We start from the raw sequence: 12,883 nt of genomic DNA on the forward strand, positions 1-12,883 counted from the left end.
GTAATTTATATAAATAGCTTTTGATAAGGTTTACCTTAAGCGAAACAAGAAGATTAGAACACACAAAATGAAAAAAATATTATTATTAGCAGCATTAACTTTTATAGTATTCTCGTGTAAAGAAGCTAAAAAAGAAACCGCTGTTGAAGATAAAGAAATGGCAAAACCAGCTGTAAAGTTATATACTTTTGCAGGCGGTACGGTACAAGCAAATATGTTAACGCTTTTTTCTCAAGATACTACTTACCAAGGGCAGTCTAGAGAATTTGCAGATCCTTTTTATGTTATTGTTCATCCAAAAGGAAATTTAATTTGGGATACAGGCCTGCCAGATGCCTTAGTGGCTTCACCAGAACCGATAACACCTCCTGGAGGTGCGTTTACCATTTCAAGAAAAGATTCTACTATAAATCAGCTAAAATCAATAGGCTTAACACCTAAAGATTTCAAATATATTGCTTTATCACATACCCATTTTGATCATTCAGGTGCCGCAAATCTTTTTAAAGATGCCACATGGTTGGTGCAAGGTATAGAGTACGATTCTATTACAAGTGAAACCAGTAAAGCAAATCCTGCAAATGGATATAATGCCATAAAAGAATTGACCAATGTGCAAAAACTAAATGGAGATCATGATGTATTTGGGGATGGAACAGTTATTTTAAAATCAACACCAGGTCATACTCCAGGTCATATGGCATTGTATGTAGACTTGGTAGAAAGTGGTGCTATGCTTTTGTCTGGAGATTTATATCACCTTGTTGAAAATAGAACCTATAAAAGAGTTCCTAGCTTTAATTATGATGTAGACCTTACCTTAAAGAGTATGGAGACTTTTGAAAATTTTGCAAAAGAAAAAAATGCTAAAGTAGTATTACAGCACGTAAAAGAAGACTTTAATAAAATGCCAAAGGCACCAAAATATTTAAATTAAGACAGATGCTTAAAATTAACAATTTACACGCAAGCGTAGAAGATAAAGAGATCTTAAAAGGGATAAACTTAGAAGTAAAGGCAGGAGAAGTACATGCTATTATGGGGCCTAATGGTGCTGGTAAAAGTACTTTGGCTTCTATCATTGCTGGGAAAGAAGAATTTGAAGTAACCGAAGGAGAAGTTATTTTAGATGGGGAAAATTTAGAAGAAGATTCTCCAGAAGAAAGAGCACATAAAGGTGTCTTTTTATCTTTTCAGTATCCTGTAGAAATTCCAGGTGTTTCTGTTACAAATTTTGTAAAAACGGCAATTAATGAGTCTCGTAAAGCAAGAGGTTTAGAAGATATGCCAGCAAAAGAAATGTTAGGTTTAATTCGTGAAAAATCAGATTTATTAGAGATCGATAGAAAATTTTTATCACGCTCTTTAAACGAAGGTTTTTCTGGTGGTGAGAAAAAACGTAACGAGATCTTCCAAATGGCAATGTTAGAACCTAAACTAGCGATATTAGATGAAACAGATTCTGGTTTAGATATAGATGCATTGCGTATTGTAGCAAACGGAGTAAACAAATTAAAAAGTAAAGACAATGCTGTAATTGTAATTACACACTATCAGCGTTTATTAGAGCATATTGTTCCAGATTTTGTACATGTATTACACAATGGTAAAATTGTAAAATCGGGCACTAAAGAACTAGCCTTAGAGTTAGAAGAAAAAGGATACGATTGGTTAAAAAGTGAGACTGTAGTTTAAATGAGTACGGAGTACAAAGTAATTTAGTACAAAGTACTGATTACTTAGTATTCATTACAAAGTTGTTAGTTTAAGGTTTCTAGTTTCAAGTTATGGCAACAATTAAAAAGTTTGAAGATTTATAAATTTGGCAAGAATCAAGAAAGTTATCTAAAGAAATAATTGCAATAACTAAAACTACTAATTTAAAAAATGATTTTAGATTAAGAGATCAAATAAAAGCATCATCTGGCTCTGTAATGGATAATATAGCAGAAGGTTTTGAAAGAGACGGTAATATTGAATTTAGACAATTTTTATCTATAGCCAAAGCATCAGCTGGAGAGTCAAGGTCTCAATTATATAGGGTTTTTGATAATGATTATATTACAGAAAATGAATTATTAGAATTAACCACTGCGTATGAACTCTTAAGTAGAAGGATTTCAAATTTTATGACCTATTTGAACAAAAAAGATTTTAAAGGAATAAAATTCAAAGAAAAACAAAGTAAACAATAGAAACTTGAAACACTAAACACAAGTTTAGTAAACAAGAAATTTTATAAGATGGATTTAAAAGATAAATTAGTTTCTTCATTTATAGCGTTTGAAAATAACGTTGATATAGAGCATTCCGTTCATGATATAAGAACAGAAGCAATGAAGAATTTTGAAGCTAAAGGCTTTCCTTCAAAAAAAGAAGAAGCTTGGAAGTATACCTCATTAAATAGCTTACAAAAAATAGACTTTAGTATTTTCCCCAAAAAAGAAAATGCACTCGAATATAAAGACGTAAAAAAGTATTTTATCAATGAGATAGATACTTATAAAATTGTTTTTGTAGACGGAATTTATAGTTCTTTCCTTTCGGAAACAACGCATGATGGGGTAGATATTTGCTTAATGAGTTCGGCTTTAACAAAGCCAATGTATAAACAAATCATAGACGTTTATTTTAATAAAATAGCCTCTAAAGACGAGTCTTTAACTACATTAAACACGGCTTTTAGTAGAGAAGGAGCTTACATCTACATTCCTAAGAATAAAGTGCCAAAAAAGCCAATTGAAATTGTTCATTTTGCTACAGGTAATGAGGCATCTTTATTATTACAACCACGTAATTTAGTAATAGCTGAAGAAAATGCAGAATTACAAATTATAGAAAGGCACCAGAGTTTAACGTCTAATGAAGTATTAACCAATGCGGTAACAGAAATTTTTGCAGCTAAGAATGCTATTGTAGACTATTATAAAGTTCAGAATGATAATGAAGCAGCTTCTTTAATTGATAATACCTACATCAATCAAAAAAGTGATAGCCTTGTAAAAGTACACACCTTCTCTTTTGGAGGAAAAATGACACGTAATAACCTTAATTTCTATCAGAATGGAGAACATATGGACTCTATTATGAAAGGAATCAGTATTTTAAGTGGTAAGCAACATGTAGACCACCATACTTTAGTACACCATAAAGAACCTAATTGTGAGAGTCACCAAGACTATAAAGGTATTTATGGGGATAAGTCTACAGGCGTTTTTAACGGTAAAATTATCGTTGATAAGATTGCACAAAAAACAAATGCTTTTCAGCAAAACAATAATATTCTAATTTCTGATAAAGCAACAATTAATACCAAACCACAATTAGAGATTTTTGCCGATGATGTAAAATGCTCACATGGTTGTACTATTGGTCAGTTAGATGAAGATGCCCTTTTTTACTTACAATCTAGAGGGATACCTAAAAAAGAAGCAAGAGCATTATTAATGTATGCTTTTGCTAATAACGTATTAGAAAGTGTGCGTATTCCGGAATTAAAAATCAGAATTAATAAATTAATTGCTAAGAAATTAGGCGTTAATTTAGGATTCGATTTGTAGCATAATTTTATAATTTGAGTAAAAAGTCTTTTCTTTCTGCAAGAAAAGGCTTTTTTTTGTTAGAGAAACTCAATGTTGAGAAGTCTATAAGACGAACTTAACACTGTAAGCTGAACTAATCCCGCTTTTTCAGTAGGATCGGTCTCTTGAGTCTGTTTCTTTTAAAAAACTTAATAGTTAACTATGGGTTCAATATGTTTATAAACCAACCAAATATGAAAAAAGCACTTTTACTACTCATAGGCTTATTAGCCTTAAACTTTTCAACTGCTCAAGATAAAAAAATAGGAATTATAGGAGGAGCAAATTATTCAACTATAGTAGGAGATATTCGAGATTTCGATGAATTTAATATTACGCGAAGAATTTCTTTTCATTTAGGTGGATTTGCAAATTTTCCTTTATCTGAAAAATGGACCTTTTCACCTAGAATAACTTTTTCTTCACAAGGAACAAATACTGAAGTTAATGAAGATCTTGTTATTGTTGTTGACCCACAAAATAATTCACCATTTCTTTCAACTTCTGAGATAAGTAACTATCTTACTATTCCATTACTTATTAAATATCATTTATCTGAAAAAGTGAGTTTAAACTTTGGGCCTCAAATTAGTTTTTTGTTGAATGCAGTATCTATTGTAAAAGATAGAGGAATAGAAGTAAATCGATTTGAGAGCTCTGGTGATTTTAGATTAGACTATGGTGGACAAATAGGTGTTGCGTATAATGTAAGCACAGCACTTTTTATAGAATTAGGGTACTTTCAAGGGTTTTCAAATCTCACTAGAGCAGGTTTGACAGATTTTACAACTAATAACTCCGTTTTTCAACTTTCAATAGGATATACTTTATTCTAAATTTAACATAAGATATGAAAAACCTAATTTTAGTGCTAGTTGCATTACTATGGTTTAATTTTTCAACGGCCCAAGAAACTACATTTGGTATAAAAGCAGGAGCTAATTATTCTACTGTTTTTGGTGATTTAACAGAAGGCTATCAACCACGATTAGGTTTTCAATTAGGAGGTTTTATGCGGATAACAGTAGATGATACTTTTTATTTTCAACCAGAACTTTTATATAGCAATCAAGGTTTTGTGATCGATACCGATTTAAGAGATTTTGATGGAGCAAGAAATATAAAATCCAATACGCAGAATAATTATATATCTATACCATTAGCAGCCGGTTTTAATGTAAGCAATACACTTACTTTAGAAGTAGGTCCGCAATTTGCGTTTTTAATCAACCAAATAACCAATGTAAAAGACACCAATTTTAACGAAGAAGGGCTAGAAACAGGACCCCTTAAATCTTCTGGAAATTTTAGATTAGACTATGGCTTAGCTGCTGGAGTTTCTTATCAGTTAAATAATCATTTTTTTGTACAACCTCGTTTGTATTTGGGGCTTGCGAATAACTTAAGAAATAGTTTTGCTAATGATTTCCAAAATAGAAACCTTTCTTTTCAATTAGCAATTGGGTATATTTTCTAGTTAGAAACCCATCAACTTAATAGCCTATTTAAGCCATAGTCGGTATCTTTGTAAACAAGTACAATTGTTATGATTGATATTCAAAAAATAAGAGAAGATTTCCCCATATTAAACCGTGAAGTAAACGGAAAACCCCTGGTGTATCTAGATAATGCGGCAACATCGCAAACGCCTAAACAGGTTATAGATGTTATTGTTGACTATTACAGCAATTACAATGCAAATATCCATAGAGGGGTTCATACGCTTTCTCAAGAAGCTACCGATAAATACGAACAAGCCAGAATAAAAATTCAGGAACATTTTAATATTGCAAAAGCGCATGAAGTTATTTTTACTTCAGGTACTACGCATAGTATTAATTTGGTTGCTAATGGTTTTTCGTCTCTTATAAAAAAAGGAGACGAGATTATTGTTTCAGCCATGGAGCACCATTCTAATATTGTACCTTGGCAAATGCTATGTGAACGTACAGGAGCTACTTTAAAGGTAATTCCTATGAGTTTAGAGGGCGAGTTAGAAATGGAGGTCTATCATTCTTTATTATCAGATAACACAAAACTAGTCTTTGTAAACCATGTCTCTAATGCCTTAGGTACTGTAAACCCTATTAAAGACATTATAGATGCTGCGCATCAAGTAGGTGCAGTAGTTTTGGTAGATGGTGCGCAAGCTACGCCACATCTTAAAGCAGATATGCAAGAACTAGATGTAGATTTTTACACTTTATCTGCACATAAAATTTGTGGACCAACAGGAGTGGGTATTTTATACGGAAAAGAAGCTTGGTTAAATAAATTACCACCGTATCAAGGCGGAGGTGAAATGATTGCTGAGGTTACTTTTGAGAAAACCACTTATGCAGACTTGCCGCATAAATTTGAAGCAGGAACACCAAATATATGTGGTGGAATTGCTATGGGTGCCGGTCTAGATTATATGAATGCTATTGGTTTTGATAAAATTGCTGCCTATGAGCATGAGCTTCTAGCATACGCTACAGAAAAACTATTAGCAATAGAAGGCTTAAAAATATATGGAACTGCTAAAAACAAAACTTCCGTAATTTCTTTTAATATTGAAGGTGTACACCCCTATGATATCGGTTCTATTTTAGATAAACTAGGTATTGCGGTGAGAACAGGTCACCACTGTGCGCAACCTATTATGGATTTCTTTAAAATACCAGGAACGGTACGAGCTAGCTTTAGTTTTTACAATACCAAAGAAGAGGTAGATGTTTTGGTAGAAGGGGTTCAAAGGGCTAGGATGATGCTTTTGTAGTTTTGATCCTATATTTTTAGGAATTTACTGTTAGTTGACTAGTTATGAAAACGAGAGTTATTGTATGGTTTATAAATGTCATTTTTTCATTTCAACGATTTGCCTACGATTAACTACAAAAAATTGAGTAGTAATTTCTAAATGTAAAACTATTTTCAATCAATTAATTATATCATGTGTTTTGTTTGATTTCTTTATTATATGCAAAATAATTGAAATTCCAACAAGAATCCAAAAAAGGCCAGTAATCAGCATTTTTATCCATAATACATCACTTAAAAATGCTCCAACTTGATTTATAATCCCATGCAAGATTCCTAAATTAAAGAATCTTAATAGAAATAAGAGAAAAACTAGTATGAAAGCTATGATTGTATCAAAGATTCCAATCTTTTTATTTTTCCAAAATTTGAGAATTCCAATTAAAATAAAAATCACAATGAAGGTTCCAAAACTCCAATAAAATTCTCCGAACAATAATTCAGTAAAGCTTTCTATTCCTAGTTTGCTTAGTTCTGATTTATCCATTTTAATTGCAGCTTCATACTCCTTGGAAAAGAAAGAAACATAAATTTTTTTAATTCCGAAAATGATTAGAATCATTGCAAACGATTCTAAGAATATATTTTTTGGAGTAATTTTTAGTTTTTTCACATTAAACATCAATTAGATATTATTACTAATCATATAGCTTTATAACATAGTTAATATAACAACCCATACTACAAGTATAATAAATATAAACGAGAGTCTTACTAGTGCATAACTTAGTCCTCTTCTCTACTAATACTATCTTAAAGTATTGATATACAACATTACTTATTGTATTTTTGTAATCTAAAATTAGCTTAAAAAAGCATATGACAATTAAAGAAATACAGGAAGAGATTGTAGACGAATTTTCAATGTTTGATGATTGGATGCAACGCTATGAGTATATGATAGACCTTGGTAAATCTTTACCATTAATTGATGAAGAATATAAAACAGCTGATAATATTATAAAAGGCTGCCAAAGTAAGGTATGGGTACATGCAGAGCTAGAAGACAATAAACTAGCTTTTACTGCGGATAGTGATGCTATTATTACCAAAGGAATTATTGCCATTTTAATACGTGTTTTTAGCAACCAAAAACCACAAGATATTTTAGATGCAGATACTTCTTTTATTGATGAAATTGGATTAAAAGAACATTTATCACCAACCCGTGCCAATGGATTGGTCAGTATGATAAAACAATTAAAAATGTATGCTATTGCATACCAAACACAAATACAATAAATAGTTTAGGAGTTTAAAGCTTTTAGCTTTTGTTTAGGAGTTTAGTAAAATAACCCAAAACATATAAACTTCTAAACTCATAAACTTTTTAAAAATGAGTGAAGAAACCACTATAGATACAGCAGAATTAGGAGAGAAGATTGTAAATGTTTTAAAAACCATTTATGATCCAGAAATTCCTGTAGATATTTACGAATTAGGGCTTATTTACGATGTTTTTGTAAACGAGGATAATGATGTTAAAATACTAATGACCTTAACCTCTCCTAACTGCCCAGTAGCGGAGTCTTTACCGCTAGAAGTAGAAGAAAAAGTAAAATCTTTAAATGCGGTAAAAGATGCAGAAGTAGAAATTACTTTTGATCCGCCTTGGACACAAGAATTAATGAGTGAAGAAGCAAAACTGGAATTAGGAATGCTCTAATTAAGATGTCAGAAGTAAGAAATTTATAAAGCATTTAGAAAACGAACAGATATCTGATATCTAAAATCTGATATTCATGGCTGAAATAAAAAATCGCGTTACCGAGAGCAAACTCATCACTTTTGATTTAGAAGACTACTATCCTGAGGGTAAACGAGTGCTTTTAGACATTAAAGACTGGTTATACGAGGGTTTTATACTTCGTGAAAAAGACTTTAGAGAAACCTTAGAGAAGCAAAATTGGGAAGTGTACCAAAATGCTTTCGTAGCTTTAACCTGCTCTACAGATGCTATTATTCCAGGTTGGGCTTATATGTTAATGGCAACAAAATTAGAACCTTATGCTAAGAAAGTTGTAGTTGGTAATTTAGAGGCTTTAGAAACAGCACTCTATCAAGCTATTATAGAAAATTTAGATGTCTCTTCTTACCAAGATAAACCAGTGATTATAAAAGGATGTAGCAATAAACCCGTGCCACCTAATGCCTATGTATGGGCAACTACAAAAATACAAACTGTAGCAAAAAATGTAATGTATGGAGAAGCTTGCTCTTTTGTACCACTACACAAAAGAAAATAAGACTCCTGTTTTTTTAGCATTATATATGGTACAATTGTTACTTTTGTGTAACTATAAACTATAAACACGTTACTATTATGAAGAAATTAGTATTCGCATTTTTTGCGGTATGTACTTTAGCTACAACTTATGCTCAGACAGCAGAAGAATTAAAAGCTTTACAAGGCCCTAAAAAAGATTCTATTGCCGCAATTCAAGCACGTGTAGATGCATTACAAGCTAAAATAGATGCGCTACCTGGTTGGAAAAAAGGTGCTTTTGGAACTATTGGTGGGAGCCTTTCTGGTTTTAACAATTGGTTTTCTCAGGGCACACCAAATAACAACTCAGGTAATATAGGTTTTACTGTAAATGCTTTTGCAAACCTTAAAGAAGAGAAGTTTTTCTGGAGAAATTCTGCAAATGTAAATTTAGCTTGGGTAAAATTAGATAACAGGAACGATCCAACTGATAGTGATAATTTTGAAGCGACTACAGATGTTTTCCAAATTACCTCTTTATATGGGCGTAAGCTTAGTGAGAAATTTGCAATATCTGCTCTTGGAGAATACAGAACTACTATTATAGATAACTTTAATAATCCTGGGTATTTAGATTTTGGTGTTGGTGCTACTTGGACTCCAATCACTGATTTGGTTGTTGTTATTCACCCTTTAAACTATAACTTTGTTTTTGGTGAAGATCCAATATTTACTTCTTCATTAGGTGCTAAAATTGTAGCAGACTATACAAGAAAAATAGGAGCAGTGAGCTTTAAAACAAACCTTTCTATGTTTCAGAGTTATGAAGGAAGTGAATTATCTAATTGGACGTGGATTAACTCTTTTGGCTATACCCTTTGGAAAGGTATCGGTGTAGGGTTAGATTTTGGTTTGCGTAGTAATGAGCAAGAAGCACTAGTAGCTGGTTTTACAGATAACCCATTACAAACCTATTATGTACTTGGTTTAAACTATGCATTTTAAGGATAATTAAGATTCAGAAAAATATATAACAAAAAACGCCCTCTGGTCTTGAGGGCGTTTTTTATTTTGTATAAGTAGGGTTTAGTTTTATTTGAAATGCTATAAGTAGGGTTAAGTTTATTCTAAGTTTGGGTTTTTAAAATACTTTATAATTTTTGTAATAGCATGATTTTCAAATACACTTCAAATATACTATGCGTATACAGAAAATAAAGAACTATTGTTGTGAAGTGATCCTATAGTGTTGTAGGTTCTATGAAAGGTATAATTTCTTAGATAAACTACTATTATTATCTTGCATATATAAACGAAGAAAGCTCGGAAACCACCCCGAGCTTTTAAATTTTTTCCGATAACCAGTCGGAAATAACTAAACCAAATTTATGAATTACTTTTTCATATATCCATTTAGACGTGGTTGTATTTATTTACTTACATAAATAATATGTTAAAATAAAGCCAAAAATTGGAACTCATCTTCTTAAAGTCTGTTTTATAGGATAGGTTATGTGGTATTACATGAGATGTAATGTAAAAAAAGCGCCCTCTGGTTTAAAGGACGCTTATTATTTTGTATAAGTAGGGTTAATAAGATTGGGTTATGCTTTAAGTTGGGTTAAGCTCATTGTGAGTTTGGGGGAACTCAAGTAAACTTTGCATTCTAATTATAAAATTATTTAGGGATAATAATATTGTTTTGAATACACTACAAATATATAGCGCTTTATATGTTTTTGAACAATTATTGTTGTGAAGTAAACTTTTTTTGTTGTAGCTTCTATAAAGTGCAAATCCTGTCTGTCATCGATGCATTTTAACGTAAGAAATTACTTATATTCGTCTAGATTTTCTGGATATAAAAAATTATTATATGGAAAACGTGTAATATGAATATCTCTTACCTCACTATATACCCGTTTTCTAAAATCATCAATATTTTCTTTATTAAGAGCCGAAATAAATAAAGCATTATCACCAACCTTTTCCATCCAAGTATGTCGCCACTCATCAAGCGTATAATGTTTGTTTGTTTTTTGAGTAATTAGATCGTCTTCATCAATTGTTTCATGTTTGTACTGGTCTATTTTATTAAAAACCATAATAGTCCTTTTATCCGTACTTTTTATTTCGCCTAAAATCTTTTCTACAGAGGCAATATGGTCTTCAAAATTAGGATGAGAAATATCTACAACATGCAATAATAAGTCAGCCTCTCTAACTTCATCTAACGTACTTTTAAAACTTTCTACTAATTGGGTAGGTAATTTTCTAATAAACCCAACAGTATCACTTAATAGAAAAGGCAAGTTGCCAATAACTACTTTCCGTACGGTAGTATCTAAAGTTGCAAAGAGTTTATTTTCAGCAAAAACATCACTTTTACTAATTACATTCATTAAAGTAGATTTGCCAACATTGGTGTAGCCTACTAAAGCTACACGTACTAATGCACCACGGTTACCACGCTGGGTTCCCATTTGCTTATCTATTTTTAATAATTTCTTTTTTAATAAATCTATTCTGTCACGAACAATACGTCTATCCGTTTCTATTTCTGTTTCACCAGGGCCACGCATTCCAATACCTCCTTTTTGGCGCTCTAAGTGTGTCCATAAACCTTTAAGTCTTGGGAGTATATATTGGTATTGGGCCAATTCTACTTGGGTGCGTGCATAGCTAGTCTGTGCACGTTGTGCAAAAATATCGAGAATAAGACTGGTTCTGTCTAAGATCTTACAACGTAATATTTCTTCTATATTACGCTGTTGTGCTGGTGTTAAATCATCATCAAAAACAACACAACCTATATCATGTTCCTTAATATAGGCTTCTACATCTTTCATTTTACCACTTCCTATATACGTTTTAGGATTTGGCATATCTATTTTTTGTGTAAAACGTTTAAATACCTCGCCACCAGCAGTATAGGTAAGAAACTCTAGTTCATCTAAATATTCTGTAACCTTAGCTTCATTTTGTTCTTTATTGAGTACCCCAATAAGAACTGTTCTTTCATAATCTATAACCTTTTTTTCTAGCATAAAATAAATTATAATACAAATCTAATCAATACTACTGTAGCTATTTTGTATTTTTAGGCAGAATTATATTGTTACACAAAAATTTTAATAGACAATTCTGAACTTAACCCAGATTTAAACTTATGCGCTTTTCTATTTTTAAAAAGAAACCAAAACCTAGTTTACATACCATCGTTTTTTACAATCTTGAAAATTTATTTGATACAAAAGATGATCCTAATACCTTAGATGACGATTTTACGCCTCATGGGAAGAAACGTTGGACAAAAAAACGCTATCAGAAAAAATTATACAAATTAGCATCTACTATTGCTAAGATTGGTGAAAAAACTTCGGGGAGAGCACCGGCTTTAATTGGTGTTTCTGAAGTAGAGAATAGAGAAGTGGTTAAAGATTTAATTTCTAGAGAAGAATTAAAAGATAAACCATTTGGGATAGTGCATTATGATTCTCCAGATGAAAGAGGTATCGATAATGCTTTAATTTATGATACTCGTGTTTTTGAGTTAATGCATTCTGAACCAATACCACTTATTGTGCTTAATGCTGAAGGAGAAAGAGATTTAACTAGAGATATTTTATATGTACATGGAAAATTAAATAATGAAGAAGTACATGTATTTGTAAATCATTGGCCCTCTAGAAGAAGTGGCGATACAGAAACTGAATATAAGCGAATTAAAGCTGCAGAGACCATTATTGCCTTTATGAATGTATTAGAAGAAAAGCATGCCAATCCTAATTATATTATTATGGGAGATTTTAATGATGGACCTACCTCACCCAGTATTCAAAAATTGGTAGCCGAAAAAGCACTCTATAACCCTATGGAAAAATTATTAACCCCAGATAGAGGTAGTGCTAATTATAAATCTAAATGGATGCTTTTTGATCAGATTATAGTGTCTCATAGTTTTTTAAATTATGAAAAGAAAACACACAGTTTTAGCCACTCTAATATATTTGATGATACGTTTTTAACAGAATATGATGGAAAATATAAAGGGAATCCTTTTAGAACTTATGTAGGTAAAAAATATGTAGGAGGATATTCAGATCATTTTCCGGTATACATAGAGTTAAAATATAATACCTAATAAAAACCTCTTCCCTAACTTCTACCATAGAATCTTCATTTTATAATAGTGCATTATATACGTAGTAACAAGAAGGCTATTTTTTAAGATTACAGTTTATCGGTATAGCGAAACCGCTAATCTATAGTTGCTATAATTGCGCTTCTCGAT

14 protein-coding genes are annotated in these 12,883 nt (G+C 31.5%); 12 read left to right on the plus strand and 2 right to left on the minus strand.

Annotated features, from left to right (window positions below):
* Window positions 1-67 precede the first annotated feature (67 nt).
* From ACZ451_RS06390 to ACZ451_RS06420, 7 genes are all read left to right on the plus strand, one after another.
* The gene (locus ACZ451_RS06390; protein WP_464216279.1) at window positions 68-937 is read left to right on the plus strand and encodes an N-acyl homoserine lactonase family protein; all 870 of its coding nucleotides are present in this window, start codon (window positions 68-70) and stop codon (window positions 935-937) included.
* Window positions 938-942: 5 nt separating this feature from the next.
* Complete coding sequence (gene sufC, locus ACZ451_RS06395; RefSeq protein WP_464216280.1) at window positions 943-1,695, plus strand: Fe-S cluster assembly ATPase SufC; 753 nt, start codon at window positions 943-945, stop codon at window positions 1,693-1,695.
* A 125-nt stretch (window positions 1,696-1,820) separates the two neighbouring features.
* Complete coding sequence (locus ACZ451_RS06400; protein WP_464216904.1) at window positions 1,821-2,195, plus strand: four helix bundle protein; 375 nt, start codon at window positions 1,821-1,823, stop codon at window positions 2,193-2,195.
* A gap of 48 nt (window positions 2,196-2,243) precedes the next feature.
* Window positions 2,244-3,560, plus strand: a complete 1,317-nt coding sequence (sufD, locus tag ACZ451_RS06405) for a Fe-S cluster assembly protein SufD (RefSeq protein WP_464216281.1) — start codon at window positions 2,244-2,246, stop codon at window positions 3,558-3,560.
* Between the two features lie 215 nt (window positions 3,561-3,775).
* Window positions 3,776-4,417 carry a porin family protein gene (locus ACZ451_RS06410; RefSeq protein WP_464216282.1) on the plus strand — a complete coding sequence of 214 codons (642 nt, stop codon included), beginning with the start codon at window positions 3,776-3,778 and terminating at the stop codon, window positions 4,415-4,417.
* Between the two features lie 14 nt (window positions 4,418-4,431).
* The gene (locus ACZ451_RS06415; RefSeq protein WP_464216283.1) at window positions 4,432-5,058 is read left to right on the plus strand and encodes a porin family protein; all 627 of its coding nucleotides are present in this window, start codon (window positions 4,432-4,434) and stop codon (window positions 5,056-5,058) included.
* A 69-nt stretch (window positions 5,059-5,127) separates the two neighbouring features.
* Complete coding sequence (locus tag ACZ451_RS06420) at window positions 5,128-6,342, plus strand: aminotransferase class V-fold PLP-dependent enzyme (RefSeq protein ID WP_464216284.1); 1,215 nt, start codon at window positions 5,128-5,130, stop codon at window positions 6,340-6,342.
* A gap of 159 nt (window positions 6,343-6,501) precedes the next feature.
* On the opposite strand, the gene ACZ451_RS06425 is transcribed toward ACZ451_RS06420, so the two are convergent.
* Window positions 6,502-6,996, minus strand: coding sequence for a hypothetical protein (locus ACZ451_RS06425; RefSeq protein WP_464216285.1), 495 nt, complete (start codon window positions 6,994-6,996; stop codon window positions 6,502-6,504).
* 206 nt (window positions 6,997-7,202) lie between these two features.
* On the opposite strand from ACZ451_RS06425, the gene ACZ451_RS06430 reads away from it, so the two are divergent.
* From ACZ451_RS06430 to ACZ451_RS06445, 4 genes are all read left to right on the plus strand, one after another.
* Complete coding sequence (locus ACZ451_RS06430) at window positions 7,203-7,625, plus strand: SufE family protein (protein WP_464216286.1); 423 nt, start codon at window positions 7,203-7,205, stop codon at window positions 7,623-7,625.
* A gap of 94 nt (window positions 7,626-7,719) precedes the next feature.
* Window positions 7,720-8,049: an SUF system Fe-S cluster assembly protein gene (locus ACZ451_RS06435; protein WP_464216287.1), complete on the plus strand. Its 330-nt coding sequence runs from the start codon at window positions 7,720-7,722 to the stop codon at window positions 8,047-8,049.
* Window positions 8,050-8,125: 76 nt separating this feature from the next.
* Window positions 8,126-8,629, plus strand: a complete 504-nt coding sequence (locus ACZ451_RS06440; RefSeq protein ID WP_464216288.1) for a DUF2480 family protein — start codon at window positions 8,126-8,128, stop codon at window positions 8,627-8,629.
* Between the two features lie 77 nt (window positions 8,630-8,706).
* Complete coding sequence (locus ACZ451_RS06445; RefSeq protein WP_464216289.1) at window positions 8,707-9,594, plus strand: DUF3078 domain-containing protein; 888 nt, start codon at window positions 8,707-8,709, stop codon at window positions 9,592-9,594.
* 827 nt (window positions 9,595-10,421) lie between these two features.
* Here the strand turns inward: ACZ451_RS06445 and hflX are convergent.
* Complete coding sequence (gene hflX, locus ACZ451_RS06450) at window positions 10,422-11,636, minus strand: GTPase HflX (protein WP_464216290.1); 1,215 nt, start codon at window positions 11,634-11,636, stop codon at window positions 10,422-10,424.
* 122 nt (window positions 11,637-11,758) lie between these two features.
* On the opposite strand from hflX, the gene ACZ451_RS06455 reads away from it, so the two are divergent.
* Entirely contained in the window at window positions 11,759-12,733 is a 975-nt protein-coding gene (locus ACZ451_RS06455) for an endonuclease/exonuclease/phosphatase family protein (protein WP_464216291.1), read from the plus strand.
* Window positions 12,734-12,883: the final 150 nt, after the last annotated feature.

The sequence above is a fragment of the Allocellulophaga tsushimaensis genome, from assembly GCF_055383085.1.

Coding starts and splice junctions, on each gene's coding strand:
- sufC (WP_464216280.1), top strand. CDS start 943: ATGCTTAAAATTAACAATTTACACGCAAGCGTAGAAGATAAAGAGATC.
- hflX (WP_464216290.1), bottom strand. CDS start 11,636: ATGCTAGAAAAAAAGGTTATAGATTATGAAAGAACAGTTCTTATTGGG.
- ACZ451_RS06420 (WP_464216284.1), top strand. CDS start 5,128: ATGATTGATATTCAAAAAATAAGAGAAGATTTCCCCATATTAAACCGT.
- ACZ451_RS06445 (WP_464216289.1), top strand. CDS start 8,707: ATGAAGAAATTAGTATTCGCATTTTTTGCGGTATGTACTTTAGCTACA.
- ACZ451_RS06435 (WP_464216287.1), top strand. CDS start 7,720: ATGAGTGAAGAAACCACTATAGATACAGCAGAATTAGGAGAGAAGATT.
- ACZ451_RS06415 (WP_464216283.1), top strand. CDS start 4,432: ATGAAAAACCTAATTTTAGTGCTAGTTGCATTACTATGGTTTAATTTT.
- ACZ451_RS06440 (WP_464216288.1), top strand. CDS start 8,126: ATGGCTGAAATAAAAAATCGCGTTACCGAGAGCAAACTCATCACTTTT.
- ACZ451_RS06390 (WP_464216279.1), top strand. CDS start 68: ATGAAAAAAATATTATTATTAGCAGCATTAACTTTTATAGTATTCTCG.
- ACZ451_RS06455 (WP_464216291.1), top strand. CDS start 11,759: ATGCGCTTTTCTATTTTTAAAAAGAAACCAAAACCTAGTTTACATACC.
- sufD (WP_464216281.1), top strand. CDS start 2,244: ATGGATTTAAAAGATAAATTAGTTTCTTCATTTATAGCGTTTGAAAAT.
- ACZ451_RS06410 (WP_464216282.1), top strand. CDS start 3,776: ATGAAAAAAGCACTTTTACTACTCATAGGCTTATTAGCCTTAAACTTT.
- ACZ451_RS06430 (WP_464216286.1), top strand. CDS start 7,203: ATGACAATTAAAGAAATACAGGAAGAGATTGTAGACGAATTTTCAATG.